The organism is Amycolatopsis sp. NPDC051372, from assembly GCF_040682095.1.
GTDB lineage: Bacteria > Actinomycetota > Actinomycetes > Mycobacteriales > Pseudonocardiaceae > Amycolatopsis.
The window spans coordinates 50,547-69,762 of the sequence record NZ_JBFBAF010000003.1; the positions used below are offsets into that span (position 1 = coordinate 50,547).

Annotated in this window: 16 protein-coding genes; 2 read left to right on the forward strand and 14 right to left on the reverse strand. The window is 71.0% G+C overall.

Annotated elements, in window-relative coordinates; genetic code table 11:
- Positions 1 to 6 precede the first annotated feature (6 nt).
- The 11 genes from AB0M56_RS05815 to AB0M56_RS05865 form a co-directional block, all read right to left on the reverse strand.
- Positions 7 to 2,472 carry an NADH-quinone oxidoreductase subunit G gene (locus AB0M56_RS05815; RefSeq protein ID WP_364171472.1) on the reverse strand — a complete coding sequence of 822 codons (2,466 nt, stop codon included), beginning with the start codon at positions 2,470 to 2,472 and terminating at the stop codon, positions 7 to 9.
- Positions 2,469 to 3,758: an NADH-quinone oxidoreductase subunit NuoF gene (gene nuoF / locus AB0M56_RS05820; RefSeq protein WP_220245981.1), complete on the reverse strand. Its 1,290-nt coding sequence runs from the start codon at positions 3,756 to 3,758 to the stop codon at positions 2,469 to 2,471. The genes AB0M56_RS05815 and nuoF overlap by 4 nt, the downstream gene beginning before the upstream one ends.
- Entirely contained in the window at positions 3,758 to 4,621 is an 864-nt protein-coding gene (nuoE, locus tag AB0M56_RS05825) for an NADH-quinone oxidoreductase subunit NuoE (protein WP_364171474.1), read from the reverse strand. The genes nuoF and nuoE overlap by 1 nt, the downstream gene beginning before the upstream one ends.
- Entirely contained in the window at positions 4,618 to 5,991 is a 1,374-nt protein-coding gene (locus AB0M56_RS05830) for an NADH-quinone oxidoreductase subunit D (protein ID WP_364171476.1), read from the reverse strand. Before AB0M56_RS05830 ends, nuoE begins: the two co-directional genes overlap by 4 nt.
- Entirely contained in the window at positions 5,988 to 6,764 is a 777-nt protein-coding gene (locus AB0M56_RS05835; protein ID WP_364171478.1) for an NADH-quinone oxidoreductase subunit C, read from the reverse strand. The genes AB0M56_RS05830 and AB0M56_RS05835 overlap by 4 nt, the downstream gene beginning before the upstream one ends.
- Before the next feature lie 5 nt (positions 6,765 to 6,769).
- Positions 6,770 to 7,318, reverse strand: coding sequence for an NADH-quinone oxidoreductase subunit B (locus AB0M56_RS05840; protein ID WP_220245978.1), 549 nt, complete (start codon positions 7,316 to 7,318; stop codon positions 6,770 to 6,772).
- Between the two features lie 4 nt (positions 7,319 to 7,322).
- Entirely contained in the window at positions 7,323 to 7,739 is a 417-nt protein-coding gene (locus AB0M56_RS05845) for an NADH-quinone oxidoreductase subunit A (protein WP_354884578.1), read from the reverse strand.
- A gap of 504 nt (positions 7,740 to 8,243) precedes the next feature.
- A complete protein-coding gene (locus AB0M56_RS05850; protein ID WP_364171480.1) occupies positions 8,244 to 9,536 on the reverse strand; it encodes a geranylgeranyl reductase family protein in 1,293 nt (430 codons plus the stop codon).
- 2 nt (positions 9,537 to 9,538) lie between these two features.
- On the reverse strand, positions 9,539 to 10,237 hold the full coding sequence (locus AB0M56_RS05855; RefSeq protein ID WP_364171482.1) for a demethylmenaquinone methyltransferase: 699 nt from the start codon (positions 10,235 to 10,237) through the stop codon (positions 9,539 to 9,541).
- Between the two features lie 775 nt (positions 10,238 to 11,012).
- Positions 11,013 to 12,116: a glycosyltransferase gene (locus AB0M56_RS05860; RefSeq protein WP_364171483.1), complete on the reverse strand. Its 1,104-nt coding sequence runs from the start codon at positions 12,114 to 12,116 to the stop codon at positions 11,013 to 11,015.
- Between the two features lie 3 nt (positions 12,117 to 12,119).
- On the reverse strand, positions 12,120 to 13,190 hold the full coding sequence (locus AB0M56_RS05865; protein ID WP_364171485.1) for a glycosyltransferase family 1 protein: 1,071 nt from the start codon (positions 13,188 to 13,190) through the stop codon (positions 12,120 to 12,122).
- 224 nt (positions 13,191 to 13,414) lie between these two features.
- Here AB0M56_RS05865 and AB0M56_RS05870 point away from each other — a divergent pair, with 224 nt between their 5' ends.
- Positions 13,415 to 14,257, forward strand: coding sequence for an inositol monophosphatase (locus AB0M56_RS05870; RefSeq protein ID WP_220245973.1), 843 nt, complete (start codon positions 13,415 to 13,417; stop codon positions 14,255 to 14,257).
- A gap of 200 nt (positions 14,258 to 14,457) precedes the next feature.
- On the opposite strand, the gene AB0M56_RS05875 is transcribed toward AB0M56_RS05870, so the two are convergent.
- Both AB0M56_RS05875 and AB0M56_RS05880 read right to left on the reverse strand, forming a co-directional pair.
- Positions 14,458 to 14,931 (reverse strand): DUF3592 domain-containing protein, encoded by a 474-nt coding sequence (locus AB0M56_RS05875; RefSeq protein ID WP_364171487.1) that lies wholly within the window; start codon positions 14,929 to 14,931, stop codon positions 14,458 to 14,460.
- A gap of 119 nt (positions 14,932 to 15,050) precedes the next feature.
- Positions 15,051 to 16,568 carry a M1 family metallopeptidase gene (locus AB0M56_RS05880; RefSeq protein ID WP_364171489.1) on the reverse strand — a complete coding sequence of 506 codons (1,518 nt, stop codon included), beginning with the start codon at positions 16,566 to 16,568 and terminating at the stop codon, positions 15,051 to 15,053.
- 139 nt (positions 16,569 to 16,707) lie between these two features.
- On the opposite strand from AB0M56_RS05880, the gene AB0M56_RS05885 reads away from it, so the two are divergent.
- Entirely contained in the window at positions 16,708 to 17,433 is a 726-nt protein-coding gene (locus tag AB0M56_RS05885; protein WP_364171491.1) for a phosphotransferase, read from the forward strand.
- A gap of 3 nt (positions 17,434 to 17,436) precedes the next feature.
- Here AB0M56_RS05885 and menD read toward each other — a convergent pair whose 3' ends face one another.
- Entirely contained in the window at positions 17,437 to 19,122 is a 1,686-nt protein-coding gene (gene menD / locus AB0M56_RS05890) for a 2-succinyl-5-enolpyruvyl-6-hydroxy-3-cyclohexene-1-carboxylic-acid synthase (RefSeq protein ID WP_364171493.1), read from the reverse strand.
- Between the last annotated feature and the right edge of the window lie 94 nt (positions 19,123 to 19,216).

Sequence of the window (19,216 nt, forward strand, 5' to 3'; positions counted from 1 at the left end):
GCGGGCTCACTGTTCACCTCCGGAGATCTGCACCAGCGCGCCGTGGCCCGCGGCCAGTGCGGCGCGGACGGCGGAGCCGTCGGAGTTGCCCGGGAGCCAGACGACCCCGTCGGGCAGGTCGGCGACCTCGACGGGCAGCGTGATCGAGCCGCGCTCGGTGGACACGCGGACCGCGACGCCGAGGCCTTCGGCGGTCTTCGCCGAGAGCCGGGCCACGGGCTTGCGCTGCGTGCCCTTGAGGTGCGGTTCGTCGTCCTGCAGCGAGCCGTTGTCGATCAGCTGCCGCCAGGTGGCGAGCACGGCCTGGCCGGCGCCCGGCACCGGCGCGGCCTGCGCCCCGGTGGCGATGTGGCCCCAGTTCGTGGTGCCCTGGCCGAGCTTGGCGAAGTCGCCCGCCGCGGCGGCCGGCGTCTGCGTGAACAGGTCCACGTCCATCTCGACGGCGAGGGTGTCGAGCACCCGGCCGTCGGAGAGAGCCCCGGTCCCTTCCACCGTGATGTCGAACGGGCGGCGGCGGCCTTCCCAGTTGAGGTAGCTGCCCGCCTTCTCGACCGACGGCGCGATCGGCAGGACCACGTCGGCCCGCTCGGTGACCTCGCTCGCCCGCAGCTCCAGGCTGACGACGAAGCCGGCGTTGTCGAGCGCGCGCCGGGCCAGGTCCGGGTCGGGCAGGTCGTTGGGGTCGAGCCCGCCGACGACCAGGCCGTCGAGGCCGCCGCCGGAAGCAGCTTCCAGGATGCCCGTGGTGTCGCGGCCGGGCTCTGCCGGAAGCGCGGTGCCCCAGTGCTTTTCGACCTCGGCGCGGGCCGCGTCGTCGGAGACGGAACGGCCGCCCGGCAGCAGCGTCGGCGTGCAACCGGCGGCCAGCGCGCCGCGTTCGCCCGCCCGGCGCGGGATCCACGCGAGGCGCGCGCCCGTGCGCTCGACCAGCGCCCGCAGCGAGGAGAGCAGGCCCGGCACCTCGGCGGCACGCTCGCCGACGAGGATCACCGCGTTGCCGCCGGCCAGGGCGGAGTCGAGGTCCGGCGCGTGCTGCGCGATGCCGTCGACCGCGGCGGCTTCGCCACCCGGCACGCAGGCGAGCAGCTCACCGAAGGTCTTGCGCACAGACGAGGTGGTCCACTGTCCCAAGTGGACGACGCGGGTGCGGTTCTTGCGGGCCGCCTTGCGCAGCCGCAGGAACACGATCGGCGCCTCGTCCTCGGGCTCGAAGGCCACGCACAGGACCGTGCGGGCCCGCTCGATCTCGCCGAAGGTCACGCCGGTCTCCGGCGTGGTGGCCACGACCGACGAGGTGAGGAACGCCAGCTCCTCGGCCGAGTGCGCGCGGGCGCGGAAGTCGATGTCGTTGGTGCGCAAGGCGAGCCGGGCGAACTTCGAGTACGCGTAGGCGTCCTCGACGGTCAGCCGGCCCCCGGTGAGCACCCCGACGCCCTTGCCGTCCCTGGCCTTCGCCAGCCCGGCGGCCGCGGTGCGCAGCGCGTCGGTCCAGGAGGCCTCCTCCAGCTCGCCGGCCTCGTTGCGGACCAGCGGGCGGCGGACGCGGTCGTCGGCCTGCACGTAACGGAACCCGAAGCGGCCCTTGTCGCAGAGCCACTCTTCGTTGACCTCGGGGTCGTCGCCCGCGAGCTTGCGCTGCACCTTGCCGCGGCGGAAGTCGGTGCGCTCCGCGCAGCCCGAGGAGCAGTGCTCGCACACGCTCGGCGAGGACACCAGGTCGAACGGACGCGACCGGAACCGGTACGCGGCGCTGGTGAGCGCACCGACCGGGCAGATCTGGATGACGTTGCCGGAGAAGTAGCTCTGGAACGGCTGGCCGCTGGTGGTGCGCGAGGCCAGGTCCAGCACGTCGGCCGTCTCGGCGGTGCCGATCTGCTGGTGGGCGCCGCGTTCGAGGAGCTCGATGAACGGGTCGCCCGCCACCTGCGCGGAGAACCGCGTGCAGCGCTGGCAGAGCACGCAGCGCTCGCGGTCCAGCAGCACCTGCGTGGAAATCGGCAGCGGCTTCGGGAACGTGCGCTTGGTGTCCACGAACCGCGACTCCGTGCGGCCGTGCGCCAGCGCCTGGTTCTGCAGCGGGCATTCACCGCCCTTGTCGCAGATCGGGCAGTCGAGCGGGTGGTTGATGAGCAGCAGCTCCATCACGCCCTGCTGCGCCTTGTCGGCGACGGGCGAGGTGAGCTGCGTCTTCACGACCATGCCGTCGGCGACCGTCATCGTGCAGGAGGCCTGCGGCTTCGGCATCGGCCGGCCGCCCATCTCCACCTCGACGAGGCACTGGCGGCAGGCGCCGGCCGGGTCGAGCAGCGGGTGGTCGCAGAAGCGCGGGATGACCGTGCCGAGCCGCTCGGCGGTGCGGATCAGCAGCTCGCCCTTGGGCGCGATGACCTCTTCACCGTCAATGGTCAGCTTCACGTGGCCTTCGGGGACCGGGGTCTCCGTGGTCGCGGGCTTGTCGGGCGCGATCGTCATGCCTGAGCTCCCACCAATTCGGGCTGGGCGGCCTTGTTCTTTTCGCACAGCGCGAGGAACTCCTCGCGGAAGTACTTGATCCCGCTCTGGATCGGCGACACGGCGCCGTCACCCAGGGCGCAGAACGAGCGGCCGAGGATGTTGTCGCAGACGTCCAGCAGCGTGTCGATGTCCTCGGCGGTGCCGTGGCCCTCGACCATGCGCTCCAGGATCTGCGCGAGCCAGTACGTGCCTTCGCGGCACGGCGTGCACTTGCCACAGGACTCGTGCTCGTAGAACTCGGTCCACTTCATCACGGCCCACGGCACGGACACGGTCTCGTTGAAGACCTGCACCGCGGTGGTGCCGAGCATCGAGCCGGCCTCGGCCGCGCCCTCGAAGTCGAGCGGCACGTCGAGGTGCTCGGCGGTGAACATCGGCGTGGACGAGCCACCCGGCGTCCAGAACTTCAGCGGGATGCCGTCCTTCATGCCGCCGGCGAGCTCCAGCAGCTCGCGCAGCGTGGTGCCGAGCGGGCACTCGTACTGGCCGGGCTTCTCGACGTGGCCGGAGATCGAGTAGATCTTCGGACCGGGCGACTTCTCGCGGCCCATCTCGCGGAACCAGTCGGAGCCCGCGTTGATGATGAACGGCGCGCTCGCGATGGTCTCCACGTTGTTCACCGTGGTCGGCGCGGCGTAGAGACCGGCGGCCGCGGGGAACGGCGGCTTGAGGCGCGGCTGGCCGCGGCGGCCTTCCAGCGAGTCGAGCAGCGCTGTCTCCTCGCCGCAGATGTACGCGCCGGCGCCGGCGTGCACGGTCAGCTCGAGGTCGTAGCCGGTGCCGAAGATGTTCTTGCCGAGGTAGCCCTTGGCGTACGCCTCGCGCGCGGCCGCGTTGAGCCGGCGGATGCAGTGCAGGGCCTCACCGCGCACGTAGATGAAGCAGTGGTTCGACCGCATCGCGTACGAGGCGATGATGCAGCCCTCGATGAGCGAGTGCGGGTCGGCCATCATCAGCGGGATGTCCTTGCACGTGCCCGGCTCGCCCTCGTCGGCGTTGATCACCAGGTAGTGCGGCTTGTCGAAGTTCGGCGGCATGAATGACCACTTCACGCCGGCCGGGAACCCCGCGCCGCCGCGGCCGCGCAGGCCGGAGTCCTTGACGACCTGCACCAGCTGCTCGGGCGTGCCGGCAAGTGCCTTGCGCGCGGCCGTGTAGCCCTCGAGCTGCTCGTAGGTTTCGATGCGCCAGGAGTTCGGCGACAGCCAGCGCTTCGTGAGGACCGGAGTAATGGGATCGGGCATTACTTCTTCTCCAACTCAGGCAGCGGAACGTCCTGCGTCGCCGGCGCGGTCCAGCCGCGATCGGCCGCGATCTGCGCGCCCCGCAGGGTTTCGACGGCCTGCGACGGCCCGTCGACGTCCCCGCGGTAAGTCTGCTCGTCCTCCGGGAAGAACCCGGCCAGCTGCAGCTCCGCGCCCTTGAAGTTCGTCAGCGGCGCGCCGCGCGTGGGGGCCGGCTTCTTGCCCGCCTGCAGCGCGTCGACCAGCGCCACCGCCTTCTCCGGCGTCTGGTTGTCGAAGTACTCGTAGTTGACCTGGATGACCGGGGCGAGGTCGCAGGCCGCGAGGCACTCGGCGTGCTCCAGCGTGATCGAGCCGGGCTCGTTCGGCGTGCCCGCCGTCTCCTCGTGGCCCAGCGGCGCGGCATCGGAACCGAGGTGCGTCTGGAGCTTCTTGTAGATCGCCTCGCCGCCCATCGCCGCGCACAGCGTGTTGGTGCAGACGCTCACCAGGTGTTCACCGCAGGGGCGGCGCTTGTACATGGTGTAGAACGTCGCGACCGCGCTGACCTCGGCGTCGGAGAGGTCGAGGTGCTTGGCGCAGAAGGAAATGCCCTCCTGGCTGACGTACCCCTGCACCGACTGCACGAGGTGCAGCATCGGCAGCAGCGCCGAGCGCGCCACCGGGTAGCGGGCGATGATCTCCTTCGCCCGCGTGTGGGTGTCCTCTTCGAACACGTCCACGGCCGGGTTGTCCGCCAGAATGCCTGCGGCCGCGGCCGGGTCGGGCGCGATGCCGACCACGTCGGTGTCGGCGCCCGCCGCGGCGTGCGTCGTCTTCGCGTCGTGCGGCCCCGGCTCCGGAACTGCCGTCGAGTACGTCATCGGTCCACTCCCCCCATCACCGGGTCGATCGACGCGACCGCGGCGATCACGTCGGCCACCAGCCCGCCCTCGGCCATCGCGGGCATCGACTGCAGGTTCACGAAACTCGGTTCGCGCACGTGCACGCGCAGCGGCCGGGTGCCGCCGTCGGACACCAGGTGCGCCGCGAGCTCACCGCGCGGCGACTCGACCGGCGAGTACACCTGGCCCGGCGGCACGTGGAAGCCCTCGGTGACGAGCTTGAAGTGGTGGATCAGCGACTCCATCGACTGGCCCATGATCTTCTTGACGTGCTCGAGCGAGTTGCCCATGCCGTCGCTGCCGATCGAGAGCTGCGCGGGCCACGCGACCTTCTTGTCCTCGACCATGACCGGGCCCGGTTCGAGCATCTTCAGGACCTGCTTGATGATCCGCAGGCTCTGGTGCATCTCCTCGACGCGGATGAGGTACCGCGCCCAGCAGTCGGCGTCGGTCGAGGTGGGGACGTCGAACTCGATCTCGTCGTAGCGCGAGTAGGGCTCGGTCTTGCGCAGGTCCCACGGCAGGCCCGCCGAACGCAGGATCGGGCCGGTGACGCCGAGCGCGAGGCACGCGTCGACCGGCAGGACACCCACGCCCTTGAGCCGGTTGCGCCAGATCGGCTGACCGGTGAAGAGCTTGTCGTACAAGGGAAGACGGCTGTCCATCACCTTGCAGAACGCGGAGACCTTCTCCTGGAAGTCGGCCGGCATGTCCTGCGCGAGGCCACCGGGGCGGATGAACGCGTGGTTCATGCGCAGCCCGGTCAGGTGCTCCAGCAGGTGCAGCACCTCTTCGCGCTCGCGGAAGCCGAGCGTCATCGCCGTGGTGGCGCCGAGCTCCATGCCGCCGGTGGCGATGTAGACCAGGTGCGAGCCGATGCGGTTGATCTCCAGCAGCATCACGCGCAGCAGCTCCGCGCGCGGCGGGGCCTTGATGCCCAGCAGCTTCTCCACGCCGAGGCAGTAGGCCATCTCCGTGGACAGCGGCGCGAGGTAGTCCATGCGCGTCACGAACGTGACGCCCTGCGTCCAGGTGCGGTATTCGCAGTTCTTCTCGATGCCGGTGTGGAGGTAGCCGATGACCGACCGCAGCTGCGTGACGGTCTCGCCCTCCATCTCCAGCACGAGCCGGAGCACGCCGTGCGTCGACGGGTGCTGCGGGCCCATGTTGATGACCATGCGCTCGTCGTGCTGCGCGTCGGAGACGACGTCGTCCCAGTCGCCGCCGGAGACCGTGTAGACGCGGCCTTCGGTGGTGTCGCGCGAGTCGGCGTATTCGAAGCTCTCGGCGCCTTCGGCGGACGTGTCGGTGCCGGTGGTGACGTCAGAAAGGTTCTCGCTGGTTGTCACGAGTACGACCTCCGCTGGTCCGGCGGCGGAATCTCCGCGCCCTTGTATTCGACCGGGATCCCGCCGAGCGGGTAGTCCTTGCGCTGGGGGTGACCGTCCCAGTCGTCCGGCATGAGGATGCGGGTGAGCGCGGGGTGTCCGTCGTAGACGATGCCGAACATGTCCCAGGTCTCGCGCTCCTGCCAGTCGGCCGTCGGGTAGAGCCCGACGAGCGAGGGCACGTGCGCGTCGTCCACGTCGAGGGTGACCTCGACGCGGATGCGGCGCCGGTAGGTCATCGACGTGAAGTGGTACACGGAGTGCAGGCGCTGCGGCACGTCCACGCCGTAGTCCACGCCGGACACCGAGCTCAGCAGCTCGAAGCGCAGGCCGGTGTCGTCGCGCAGCACGCGGGCCACTTCCAGGAGGTGCTCGCGGTCGACGTAGAAGGTGATCTCGTCGCGGTGGACCGTGGTCTGCAGGATCGCCGCGGCCGGAACCTTGTTGTCCGCCAAGGCCGCGTAGAACTCGTCGGCGAACTCGTCGAACCAGCCGCCGTACGGGCGCTCGGCCGGGGGCGGGCTGTAGGCGGGCAGGCGCACGCCGCCGTAACCGGAGGTGTCACCGCTGCCGGTGACGCCGAACATGCCCTTGCGGGCGCGGCCGGCGACGACGGGCTCCACCGGAGCCGCGGGCGTGGTGCCCTGCGGCTCGAGGCCGGCTTCGGGCCGCTCGGCGCTGGACTGCTCGCCACCGGTCTCGGGCGTCTGAGGAGTTTCGGGGTTCTCGGGCACCGGGCTCACTTCTTCGCGTACTTGATCGACGAGGCGATCAGCTCGGTGCGCGCGCCGCTGGCCGCGCGGATGGCGGCGCGGCGGGCGTTGATCGGCTCGTCCTGGATCTTGGCGTGCAGCTTGAGGATCGCGTCGAGCAGCATCTCGGGACGCGGCGGGCAGCCGGGGAGGTACATGTCGACCGGCACCACGTGGTCGACGCCCTGCACCACGGCGTAGTTGTTGAACATGCCGCCGGAGGAGGCGCACACGCCCATCGCCAGCACCCAGCGCGGCTCGGCCATCTGGTCGTAGATCTGGCGCAGGACGGGAGCCATCTTCTGCGTCACGCGGCCGGCCACGATCATCAGATCGGCCTGGCGCGGGGTGGCGGAGAAGCGCTCCATGCCGAAGCGCGCGATGTCGTAGCGGGAACCGCCGACCGTCATCATCTCGATCGCGCAGCACGCGAGCCCGAAGGTGGCGGGCCACAGCGAGTTCTTGCGCGCCCAGTTGACCAGGCCCTCGAGGCTGGCCAGCAGGATGCCGTTGGGGAGTTTCTCTTCGAGGCCCATGGCTTCAGTTCCAATCCAGGCCGCCGCGCCGCCACACGTAGGCGTACGCGAACCCGACCGTAACGATGAACAGCACGATCTCCACCAGGCCGAACACACCGAGCGCGTTCGCGTTCACGGCGAACGGGTAGAGGAACACCATCTCGATGTCGAACAGGATGAAGAGCATCGCCGTGATGTAGTACGCCACCGGCATCCGGCCGCCGCCGACGAGCGGCTGCGGCGAAGGCTCGATCCCGCATTCGTAGGCCGCGAGCTTCGCCTTGTTGTAGCGGCTGGGGCCGACGAGCGGGCCCAGCAGCACCGACAGGGTGGCGAAACCGAGCGCCAGCACGAACAACAGGACGAGCGGCAGGTACACCTTCAGGCCAGGCGCGGCCGCAGCTCCACTGGGGTCGGCCTGCGCCAGCACGGGCAACATCAGCACGGGGTCTTCGCCATCCTTTCCGCGCCGCTGCGGGTTGCTTCTCGGGTGGTGGTCCGCTTCCTCGTCGGCACCCTAAGGGAGCTGGGTCACACCGCCGAGGGTCAGGGCACCCTTACGGCCCGTGGTTGGACCGCAGGTCGCTTGTGAAATAGTTCACAAGCCACTCGTCGTGGATGTGAAGCGATTCACAAGCATGGGGGGAGTGTAGGACGCGACTCACACGGCCGTCTCTAGGGGCCGTGGTATAAGGCTTACCTAACTTGACCGCACGGCCAGGACGGTGCAGCGCAGGTCGCACTCGCGGGACCAGCGAATAAGGGGTTGATTACCGGTGTAGCCGGGGACAATCCGGACGTGATCTTGTGACGTATCCCACCTGACCGGCTGGGCAACCATTGCTCCAGCCGGGTATCGGCGCACCGGCTCGCGGGACGCCTGCGAGCCGGTGCGGGGTCGTTCGGATGTTGCCCGGGGTGTCGGTCGGGTTGTCGCTTCGGATCAGCGGGGGCTGGGCGTGGCGCGGGCGAGGGCCGCGATGAGGCGGTCGACGCCGTCGCCGCCCTTGGCGTCATAGCAGCCGGAAAGTCCCTTGTACACCAACGGAAGGATCTTGTTGATCCGCAAACCGTACTTGGTGCACACGTGCATGACCTTCGGGTTGCCGATGAGCTTCGCGAAGACGTTTCCGAGGCGGTAGTAGCCGCCCATCAGCTCGCCGACGGCGCGCGGGTAACCCTGCAGCGCGCGCTCGCGCGAAGGGCCTTCGCGGCGGGCGAGCGCCTGCACGACGACCTCCGACGCGAGCTGCGCCGACTCCATCGCGGCGGAGATGCCTTCGCCGTTGAACGGGCTCACCATGCCGCCGGCGTCGCCGAGCAACAGCAGGCCGTCGCGGTAGTGCGGGGTGCGGTTGAAGCCCATGGGGAGGCCGGCGCCGCCGACCTTGCCGATGGCGTTCTCCTCGCGGTAGCCCCATTCCTCGGGCGTGCCGTCGAGCCACTGGCGCAGGAGCGCGCGGTAGTCGGTGTTGCGGAAGGAGGCGGACGTCGAGAGCATGCCGAGCCCGACGTTCACCGTGCCGTCGCCGAGCGGGAACGCCCAGCCGTAGCCCGGCAGGAGCTTCGGGTTGCGCGGGTCCGAGCGGTCCCACAGCTCGAGGTGGCCCTCGATGAACGGGTCGTCGTGGCGCGGGCTCTTGTAGTACCGGCGCACGGCGACGCCCATGGGGCGCTTCTCGTTCTTCTCGATGCCGACGCTCAGCGCGAGCCGCGCGGACACCCCGTCGCACGCCAGCACGAGCGGCGCGCGGTAACTCACCGGCGTCTTCTCGGGGCCGACCTTCGCCTCGACGCCGATCACGCGACCGGACGAGCTGGTGATGGCGTTGGTGACGGTGGTGCGCTCGTACAGGCGCGCGCCGGCCTTGACCGCGGTCTTGGCCAGCAGGTCGTCGAAGTCCTGGCGCGTGCGGGCGACGCCGTAGGGCGGGTAGCTGGTGAGGTCGGGCCAGTCGAGCTCGAGCGTGAGGTCGCCGGTGAGAATGCGCAGGCCGCGGTTGTGGACCCAGCCGTTGTCCTCGCTGGTGTCGATGCCGAGGTCGATCAGCTGCTTCACGCCGCGGGGCGTGAGGCCGTCGCCGCAGACCTTCTCGCGCGGGAACTCGGTCTTCTCCAGCAGCAGCACGTCGACCCCCGCGCGCGCGAGGTACGTGGCCGCGGTGGAACCGGCCGGTCCGGCGCCGACCACGATCACTTCGGCGTCGTGGTCCGGGCTGCGGCGGGAGATCGTCATGCTCACGAGTCTACGGAGGGCTTCTTCGCGCGGTGAATGGCGACGACGCCGAATGTGAGGTTCAGCCACTCGACCTCGGTCCACCCGGCGCTCGCGATGATCTCGCCCAGCGCCCGCTGATCGGGCCACGCGAGCATGGATTCGGCCAGGTAGGAGTAGGCCTCGGGGTTCGTCGACGAGCGGCTGCCGACCCAGGTGAGCAGCTTCAGGATGAACCGCCGGTAGAAGAACCGGATGGGCGCGAACGAGGGCGTCGACACCTCACAGATGACCAGCCGGCCGCCGGGCTTGACCACGCGGAGTATTTCGGTGAGCGCGGCCTTGGTGTCGACGAAGTTCCTCAGCGCGAGGGAGATCGTGACGGCGTCGAACGAGTTGTCGGCGAAGGGCAGGTGCAGCGCGTCGGCCGCCACCATCGGCAGCTTCCGGCGCAGCCCCGCGCGCAGCATGCCGAGCGAGAAGTCAGCGGCGACGCAGTAGGCGCCGTTGCGCGCGTACTCGACCGTGGAGACGCCGGTGCCGGCCGCCAGGTCGAGCACCTTCTCACCGGCCTTGGCGTCGAGCACCCGCGCCGTGGTGGTGCGCCAGCGCCGGTCGAACCCGAACGTCATGAACGAGTTGGCCCGGTCGTAACCGGACGCCACACCGTCGAACATGGCGGCGACTTCGTGCGGATCCTTGTCCAGGCTTGCGCGGGGCATGCGTCGAATCTAGACAGTGGTGTGCGGGGTGGGTGCTGAGGGTGGCTCAGCTGCTGGTCAGGTGGCTGAGGTGGGTGGGTTGGGCTCGGGTGGGCGCGGGGTGGGGTGGGCTGTGGGTTGGCCTGCGGTCGCGGGTGCGCGGGGGCGGGGGCCGGTCGATGCGGCTGGCTCGGTGCGAGGGATCCACTCGCCCGCCGCCCGCGGCATGAACGGTCCACTCGCGCCCTGCGATCGGCACGAAAGGTCCACTCGCACCACCGCCCGCGGCACGATCGGTCCCGTCGCACCCTGCCGGCGGCACGAAAGTTCCACTCGCGCAGCCCGAGTTGGCGCAACCGGACCCTCGCGAGAGGACCACTCGCACCCATCCGCACAGCACGAACGGTCCCCTCGTGCCGCGCGGATGCCACGAAAGATCCACTCGCCCCACCAACACGGCACGATCGGTCCCCTCGCACGCCAGCCGCGGCACGAAAGGTCCACTCGCGCAGCTCGAGTTGGCGCAACCCGGCCCCTCGCGACAGGACCACTCGCACCCAGCAGACCAGCACGAACGGTCCCCTCGTGCCGCGCGGATGGCACGAAAGATCCACTCACGCTCCGCCTGTGGCACGAAAGGTCCGCTCGTGGCCGTCGCGCGGCGCGAAGGGACCCGTCGCGCCGGTCGCGATGCGGTCGGGCCCGGGACTGCCCGAGTGGATTGGTCGGAGTGGACTGCCCCGGGCTGGGCTGGCCCGCGCGGATCAAACCCACCCGACGTCGACCCCACCCAACGTCAGCCGAGAGCGGCGAGCATCCCCCGCACCGACTCCGGCCACGCGAATTCCTCCGCACGGGCCCGGGCGGCGGCGCGGCGGAGGTCTTCGGGACTGTCCAAGAGCCCCGTGACCGCGGTCGCAAAGGCGGGGGCGTGGTCGTCGACGGCGGCGCCGCAGCCGGGGCGGACGATCTCGCGCAGGGCGGACGACGCGGAGACCACCACGGGGGTGCCGGAGGCGAGGGCTTCGAGGGCGGCCAGCCCGAACGTCTCGTGCGGGCCCGGGGCGAGCGAGACGTCGGCGGTGGCCAGCAAGCGAGCGACCTCGTCGCGGCCGGAGAGGAATCCCAGGAACGTCACGGGGAGGCCGCGGGCGCGGCGCTCCAGCGCGCGTCTTCGAGGCCCGTCGCCGGCGATCACCAGGCGCACGCGGGCGCCGGTCTCCGTGAGTTCGGCGACCGTATCCACGCTGCGCTCCACGTGTTTCTCGGGAGACAAGCGTCCACAGTGGACCAAGAGGGCGTCCGCGCCACCGGCCAGTGAGTGCCGCCACGAGTCCGAGCGCATCGACGGCGCGAAGGTCACCAAGTCGACACCCAGGGGGACCCGGCGGACGTTGGGCGCGGCGATCCGGTCGAACTCGGCGCGGGCGAAGGCGGTGGTGCACACGACCGTGTCGTAGCTGGCGGCCATCCGGCGGTTGGCGACGTCGGCGACACCGCGCGCAACCGGCCGTGGCAGAAGAAACTGCTCCAGCAGACGATCTAAACGCTCGTGGGAAATCACCGTGCTGGGAACACCATTGCGGCGAGCCCACGTGCCCATCCCGCGCAGCGTCAGCCGGTCCGAGACCTCCAGGCGATCCGGCGAAAGCCGCCGCAGCACAGACCGCACGCGATGCGGGTCGACCGCCCGGTAGCCGCCCGTGCCGGGGATCCGAGGCGCCGGCAGCGAGTACCGCCGCACGCCCGTGGGCAGCGTCTCCACGGCATAGCGGGTGCCCGGCACGACGAGGGTCACGCGGTGCCCGCTGGCGACGTAGCCCGCGCCGAGGTGGTGCAGGGCGGTCCGCAGCCCTCCCGAGCGCGGCCCGTAGAAGTTCGCCAGCTGGACGATGTGCATCACTCAGGCCGCGCGCGCGGCCCGGTCCTGCACGGCCTCGTAGTGACCCACCAGCTCCCGGCACACCGCGGGCCACGTCCGGCCCAGCACGACCTTGCGGGCCTTCTCCCCCAGCCGCGCCCGCAGGGCGGCGTCGCGCAGGTCGTCGATGCGCTCGACAAGCGCGCGGCCGAACTCGTCGCGGTCGGCGGGCAGCAGGTACCCCGTGCGGCCGGGCAACACCAAGTCCTTCGGGCCGCCGGCGTCGGGGGCGAGCACCGGCAGGCCGGAGGCCATGGCTTCCTGCACGGCCTGGCAGAACGTCTCGTGCGGTCCCGTGTGGACGAACACGTCGAGGCTCGCGTACGCGACCGACAGCTCGTCACCGTACTTCGCGCCGAGGAAGGCGGCGCCGGGGAGGCGTTCGCGCAGGGAGGGCAGCTCGGGGCCGTCACCGACCACGACCACGCGGATGCCGGGCACGCCGGCCAGTGACACCAGCCGGTCGACTTCCTTCTCCGGCGCCAGCCGGCCGACGAAGCCGACGAGCAGCTCGCCGTTGGGCGCCAGCTCGGCCCGCAGCGCGGGGTCGGCGTGCGACGGCGAGAAGCGGTCGATGTCCACGCCGCGCGCCCAGCGGTGCACGCGGGGCACGCCGTGCAGCCGCAGCTGCTCGACGGAGTCCGACGACGGGGCGAGCGTCCGGTCGGCGCGCGAGTGCACGCGGCGCACCCAGCGCCAGGCGGCGCGCGCGCCGATGCCGAAGCCGTACGACGTGGCGAAACCCGCGATGTCGGTCTGGTAGACGGCGATCGACGGCACCCGCAGGCGGCGCGCCGCGGCCAGGCCGCGCGCGCCCACCACGAAGGGCGAGGCCAGGTGCACCACGTCCGGGCGGAAGCCGCTGAGCGCCGTCAGCACGGTGCGCGTCGGCAGGCCGATCGGCAGGGAGTGCACGCCGGGCATGTCCAGCGCGGGGATGCGGACGACCGGTGCGCCGCGGTAGGACTCGGGCCCCGGTCCCGGCGCCACCACGAGCACGTCGTGGGCGCGGTCGACCAGGTGCTCGACGACCCGCAGCACAGAGTTCGTCACGCCGTTCACCTGGGGCAGGAAACTTTCGGTGACTATGGCGACTCGCACCCGGCCACTGTCGCACCGGCGTGCGCGACCCGGACCAATCCTTCGTGACCGACGGGCCAACGGTGTTCGAACACTCCGAAGCGTTGGCTTCCGAACACAGTCCGTCGACAGATTCGCCACGACATGTCACCTCAAGGTCGTGTCCCGGAAACCAGGACGGCCCAGACTAAGCAGGCATGACCCTCTTGTCCTCCAGGCCGTCGCAGCCCGTGGAGCCGGGGCTGCTCTCGAGGGCTCTCGAGGTGGCCGGCCGGCTGGCCAACGACGCCACCGACGTGATCACCGCGACGGCGGGCCGCGGAGCCCACCCCTCGACCCTGGACTCCCCGTTCGACTGGGTCACCGACACCGACCGCATCCTCGAGCGCCACACCCGCCGGGTGCTGACGGCCGAGTTCCCCGGCATACCCGTGGTCGGCCACGAGTTCGGCGCCGACCACGGCGCCGACGTGGCCGAGTACCGCTGGGTGGTGGACTCCGTCGACGGCACCGCCAACTACGTCGCCGGCGTGCCGTGGTGCGCCTACAGCCTCGCGCTGATCGACGCGTCCGGGCCGGTGGTGGGGGTGGTCGCCGACCCGTACCGCGCCCAGATCTACGCCGCCGCCCGCGGCCGCGGCGCCCGCGCCAACGGCAAACCCATCCAGCTCGTCGACCGTCGGGTGACGGCCGGCGCCATCGTCTGCACCGAGCTCGCGCGCAAGGGGCCGTGGCCGGGGATGGGCGGCTTCATCGAGCGCGCGGCGGCCGCCCACGCGGGCGTGCGGGTGCTGGGCTCGGCCGCGCTGTCGATCGCGCAGGTCGCGCTCGGCCACGCGGCCGCCGCGGTGCTGCACAGCTACCACGAATGGGACGTCGCGGGCTCCGTCGCCATGGCCATCGAAGCCGGCGCGGTGGTGCTGGACAAGCACGGCGAGGACACGACGCTGCCGACGGACGGCCTTCTGGTGGCCGCCCCGGGGGTCGCGGACGAGGTCCTGAGCTGGTGGCAGGAGACGGCGACGGTCGCCACGACCTGATCCGGCGCTCAGGCGGCCGGGTTTCGGTCGCCTGAGCACTGCGCTCGATCAGGCCGCACAGCGGTCACGTCGCCGCGAATCCGGCGCCGGGTGAACACGAAGCCAACACGGCGCGCCTCGGCGGAGCCGCCACAACCACGTCGCAGCAACCGAGGCACGCAGCGAGAGGGTCGGCGCCGCAGGCCAAGACGAACCACGGGTCAGGCGACCGGGACCTCCGGCACCTCGGCCGCCGCCCGAGCGGCCCGGTCGCGCTTGATCAGACGGCGCAGCCACCACATCAGCGGACCCGCGACCAGCCAGGTGAACAGGATCGTCGTGCCCAGGGGCAGGAGGGTGAGCGTCGCGGTGCGGCCGGCGACGCGGGCGGTGCGGTCGGGGTTCGTGACGTCGTACTCGATGGCCACGAGCTGGCCCGCCAGGAGGCCGGACGGGTAGAGGACGCCGTTGGCCGGGCTGTGGACGATGCCGTCCGGGCTCTGGAACTGGATGATCGTGCGGTCGAAGTTCACGGACTCGACGGTGGCCGTGGCCGTGCCGAGGTGGGACTCGATGGCGTTGTCGTTGCGGATCGCCGCGAAGAGCAGGCTCACGCACATCACGGTGAGGAGCGAGGCGGCACCGAGGACGGCGAACCATCCGATGCGCCTCGCCCGCTCACGCCTGACCGTCACATCGCGAGGTTACCAATCCGGCCAAAAGTAGGCCGACCCCCACTCGGCACGTAACCGTTGCTACGAAGCCATTCGGCCGTGACTGTGGTCGGATTGGTAACGATCGGCACAGTAGTGCCTCACCGTTCCCCTGCGGCGGCGAGCATGCGGTGGTTGGCCCGGATCTGGTCGTAGGACTTCGGCTTGACCAGAGCGTGGCCCGCCCGCACAGCCCGAGCGGCAGCACCGTTCGGACCGACGGCCGGCTTGCCCAACGCGTACAGCCACGTCTGGAACAACGCCTGCAACGGCTTGCCCGACACCTGCTCCGCCAGCGCCTCGAACTCCGGGATCACGCCGTGGCCACCGGCCTTCGTCGCCTGCCACTTCTGCAGGATGGCGAAGAACGCGTCGTCGCCGACGGTGGTGCGCAGGGCCTGCAGGGCCATCGCGCCGCGGTCGTAGACGGCGCCGTCGAACTGGTTCTCCTCGCCCGGGTCGCCGGGCAGGACCTGCCAGAACGCGTCGTCGGCGGCGTAGGAGTCGTAGGCGTACTGGGCGAGCTCGGCCGTGGTGCCCTCGCCCTCGTGCTCGGACCAGAGGTACTCGGCGTAGGACGCGAAGCCCTCGTTGAGCCAGATGTCGCTCCACTTGCCGAGCGAGACGTTGTCGCCGAACCACTGGTGGGCGTTTTCGTGGGCGATGAGGGTGGTGTTGGAGCCGTTGAGGAAGTTCTTCAGGCCGTAGGTGGGGCGGGTCTGGTTCTCGAGCGAGAACGTGATGCCGCTGGTGACCACGCCGCCCTCGGCCTCGAACGGGAACGGCCCGAACTGCGTGACCAGGAACGCGTCGATCTCCGGCGTCCGCTCGACACTCGCCTTGGCCGCGTAGAGGGAGTCGCCGAGGTCGGAGCCGTACGCGGTGATGAACGGCTTGCCGTCCGGCGTCGTCGACTGGTTCACCTCGTACTTGCCCACGACGAACGACGTCAGGTAGGTGGCCTGCGGCTTCGTGCTGCGCCAGTTCCACCGCGTCCAGCCGGCGCGCGACTGGGTCTTGCGCACGAGGGTCCCGTTCGTGATGGCCGCGTTACCGTCCGGCGCCTCGATGCTGACGTCGTAGGTGGCCTTGTCCGTGGGGTGGTCGTTCGAGGGGAACCACCACTGCGCGCTCTGCGGCTCATCGACGCCCAGCGCGCCGAACGCGCCGTGCTTCCAGCCGTGCAGCCCGTCGACGGCCTCGGTGGACGGCGTGTCGTCGTAGGCGACGACGACGGTGGTGGTCTGGCCCTTGAGCAGCGGGTGCACGGGGGTGATGACGAGCTCGCCGTTGCCGTTCTGGTTGGCGAAGGTCGCGGCCTCGTTGCCGACCAGCACGCTCTTGGCCTTGAGCGCGAAGTCGAGGTCGAACCGCGACAGATCCTGCGTCGCGGTGAGCAGCAGGGTCGTCGTGCCCGCCAGCCGGTCGGTGTCCGGCTGGTAGGTCAGGCGGATGTCGTAGTGCAGGACGTCGGTGCCGCCGTTGCCGGCGTTGGGGTAGTACGGATCACCCACCCCCGGCGCCCCCGGCTGCGGCGCGGCCGACGCCACCCCCGCAACCAGCACCGACACCACTCCCGCCGCGACCAACCCGAGCCCGGCCCGACCTCTTCCACGCATGGCGTTTCCTCCCAGACGGTGATCAACGCGCTCGAACGTAGCCAGAGTTCGAGTTGCGAGGTACGTCCGTTGGGAGGTTCTTACCCGCTGGGACTGCGAGAGGTAATCGCTTGACGAGGCGGCGATTCTCGATCGTGTGATGGAAGAACCACTGGTCGGGAACGTGACGAGCGGCCTCGTCCGCGTCGGTGACACGGTCCGGCGCCCGGCCGGGCCGTGGACCGAGGCCGTGGACGCGGTGCTGGCGCACCTGCGTTCGGTCGGGTTCCGCGCGGCGCCGAGGCCACTCGGGCGCGACGAGCGCGGCCGGCAGGTGCTGGAGTTCGTGCCGGGCGAGGTGGGCGGTCCGTACTCCCCCGGCGACTTGCACGACCTCGGCCGGACTCTGGCCGAGCTGCACCAGGCGTTGGCGGATTTCGCGCCGCCGCCGGACGCGGCCTGGCAGCGGCTCATCCCGCCGGACCGCGAAGAACTCGTGTGCCACAACGACGTCGCGCCGTGGAACATCGTGCGCGCCGAGCGTGGGTGGGTGCTGATCGACTGGGACTGCACGGCGCCGGCGTCGACGGTGTGGGACCTCGCCTACACCGCGCAGACCGCGGCGGACCTGCGCGCCGACCGGCCGGTCGCGGAGTCCGCCGCCCGCCTGCGCGCGTTCACCGACGGCTACGGCCTCGACGAGTGCCAACGAGCCGAGCTCCCGGACGCGCTCGGCCGCCGCGCCCGCGCGATGCACGGCTTCCTGCGGGCGAACGCCCCAGTGCAGCCGTGGTCGCGCATCTGGCGTGAGGACGGCCCGTACTGGCTCGCGACCGCCGACTACCTCGACGCTCATGAGGACGCGTGGCGGACCGCGCTGGATTGAACCTCAGCCGTTGCCGACGGCCGAGGCCACGGCCTTGCGAAGGCGGGCGTGCAGGTCGCGGTGGCGCGAGCGGTCCACGCGCACCTCGACGACCCGCAGGCCTGGCGCGGGCTTCAACGCAGCGCGGAACTCCGACACCGAAGTGGCCACCACGTGTGGCACCCGGTAGCCCGCGCACAACGCGCCCAGATCGGCGCCGTGGGGAGTGCCGAACACTCGCTCGAAGCTGTCCGCGTGCTCGGGTGCGCCCTGCTCCAGCAGCGAGAAGATCCCGCCACCGTCGTCGTTGAGGACGACGATGGTGAGGTCCGGACGTTGCTCGGCGGGGCCGGTCAGCAGGCCGGAAGCGTCGTGCAAGAAAGTCAGATCGCCCAGCAAAGCGTACGAAGGCGCGCGGTGCACGGTGGCCGCACCGATGGCCGTGGAGACCGTGCCGTCGATGCCCGCGACGCCGCGGTTGCGGTGGACGAGCACGTCGGGACGCAGGGTCCCGGCCAGGGCGACATCGCGGGTCGGGTTCGAGGAACCCACCACCAGAAGGGCACCCTGCGGCAGGGCGTCCACCAGCTCCGAAGCGACGCTCAACCCGCTGGGCCAGGGCTCCTCGGCCAGAGCGCGAGAAACGGCCGCGGCAGCAGCCGCGTCGGCGCGTTGCCAGCCGGCGAGCCACTCCGGGTCCGCGGGCTTCGTGGGCTCGGCGAACCACTGGCCGACCTGGCGGACGTTGTGCGCCGGCGCGGGCCAGTCGGAGTCGGGGCGGACCAGCAGAACTTCCACCGCGGGGTCCGAGAGCACCTTCTGGACCTGCCGGAACACCGTCGGCCGGCCGAGGCACAGGACCTGCTCCGGCTTGTGCCGCGAGATGAACTCCTCGACGCCCAGCAGCCACGCGCCCGACGAGATGGCCGTGGAGCCGGACAGGCCCAAACCACCGGTCTCCGAAACCACCGGCCAGCCGTGCTGCTCGGCCCACTCGCTGGCCGCCTGCACGCCGGTGTCGCACGCGATCACGAGGCCGTGGCGGGCCGAGGGCACCACAAAGGACGGCAGGGCACCGAAGTCGGGGAGCTCGGTCCAGCGTTCGCCGTCGGCGCGGCCTTCGGTGGACTCGTACCACTCGCCGGCGCCGGCACTGTCGTCGAGGTCCGGCACCAGCGGCTCACGGAACGGGATGTTCAGGTGCACCGGGCCGCTGCGCCACTCGCCGTAGGCGGCGTTCCACGCGCGGCAGATCTGGCTGCGCCAGTAGGAGTTCTGGCCGGCGCGCCGCTCGGCGACGGCCAGCTCGTCGAAGTAGCGCACGGCGTCGCCGTAGAGCTGGTACTGGTCGATCACCTGGCTGGCACCGGCGGAACGCAACTCGGGCGGGCGGTCGGCCGTGAGCACGATCAGCGGCACGCCCGCGCGGTCGGCCTCGAGTACGGCCGGGTGGAAGTTCGCGGCCGCCGTGCCGGAGGTGCAGACCACCGCCGACGGCCGGCCCGTGCGGGCGGCGATGCCGAGCGCGAGGAACGCGGCACCACGCTCGTCGATGCGCACGTGGAGCTTGAGGCGCCCGGCCGCGGCCGCGTCGTAGAGCGCGATCGACAGCGGTGCGTTACGCGAGCCCGGGCAGAGGACTACGTGGGACACGGTGTTGCGGACCAGTTCGTCGACGATGACCCTGGCCTGCGCGGTGGAGGGGTTCACCGGCAGGCTCCGGGTAGGTCGCCCACAGACGCGCTACCTCCTGCGGAGGCGGCATCAGGCACAGCAGAGATGTCCACAGGTCCTATTCTCCCAA

What these genes read in the sequence shown, in the direction of transcription:
- AB0M56_RS05815 (WP_364171472.1), bottom strand. Translation starts at nt 2,472, where the DNA reads ATGACGATCGCGCCCGACAAGCCCGCGACCACGGAGACCCCGGTCCCC.
- nuoF (WP_220245981.1), bottom strand. Translation starts at nt 3,758, where the DNA reads ATGCCCGATCCCATTACTCCGGTCCTCACGAAGCGCTGGCTGTCGCCG.
- nuoE (WP_364171474.1), bottom strand. Translation starts at nt 4,621, where the DNA reads ATGACGTACTCGACGGCAGTTCCGGAGCCGGGGCCGCACGACGCGAAG.
- AB0M56_RS05840 (WP_220245978.1), bottom strand. Translation starts at nt 7,318, where the DNA reads ATGGGCCTCGAAGAGAAACTCCCCAACGGCATCCTGCTGGCCAGCCTC.
- AB0M56_RS05845 (WP_354884578.1), bottom strand. Translation starts at nt 7,739, where the DNA reads ATGTTGCCCGTGCTGGCGCAGGCCGACCCCAGTGGAGCTGCGGCCGCG.
- AB0M56_RS05850 (WP_364171480.1), bottom strand. Translation starts at nt 9,536, where the DNA reads ATGACGATCTCCCGCCGCAGCCCGGACCACGACGCCGAAGTGATCGTG.
- AB0M56_RS05855 (WP_364171482.1), bottom strand. Translation starts at nt 10,237, where the DNA reads ATGCCCCGCGCAAGCCTGGACAAGGATCCGCACGAAGTCGCCGCCATG.
- AB0M56_RS05860 (WP_364171483.1), bottom strand. Translation starts at nt 12,116, where the DNA reads ATGCACATCGTCCAGCTGGCGAACTTCTACGGGCCGCGCTCGGGAGGG.
- AB0M56_RS05870 (WP_220245973.1), top strand. Translation starts at nt 13,415, where the DNA reads ATGACCCTCTTGTCCTCCAGGCCGTCGCAGCCCGTGGAGCCGGGGCTG.
- AB0M56_RS05880 (WP_364171489.1), bottom strand. Translation starts at nt 16,568, where the DNA reads ATGCGTGGAAGAGGTCGGGCCGGGCTCGGGTTGGTCGCGGCGGGAGTG.
- AB0M56_RS05885 (WP_364171491.1), top strand. Translation starts at nt 16,708, where the DNA reads ATGGAAGAACCACTGGTCGGGAACGTGACGAGCGGCCTCGTCCGCGTC.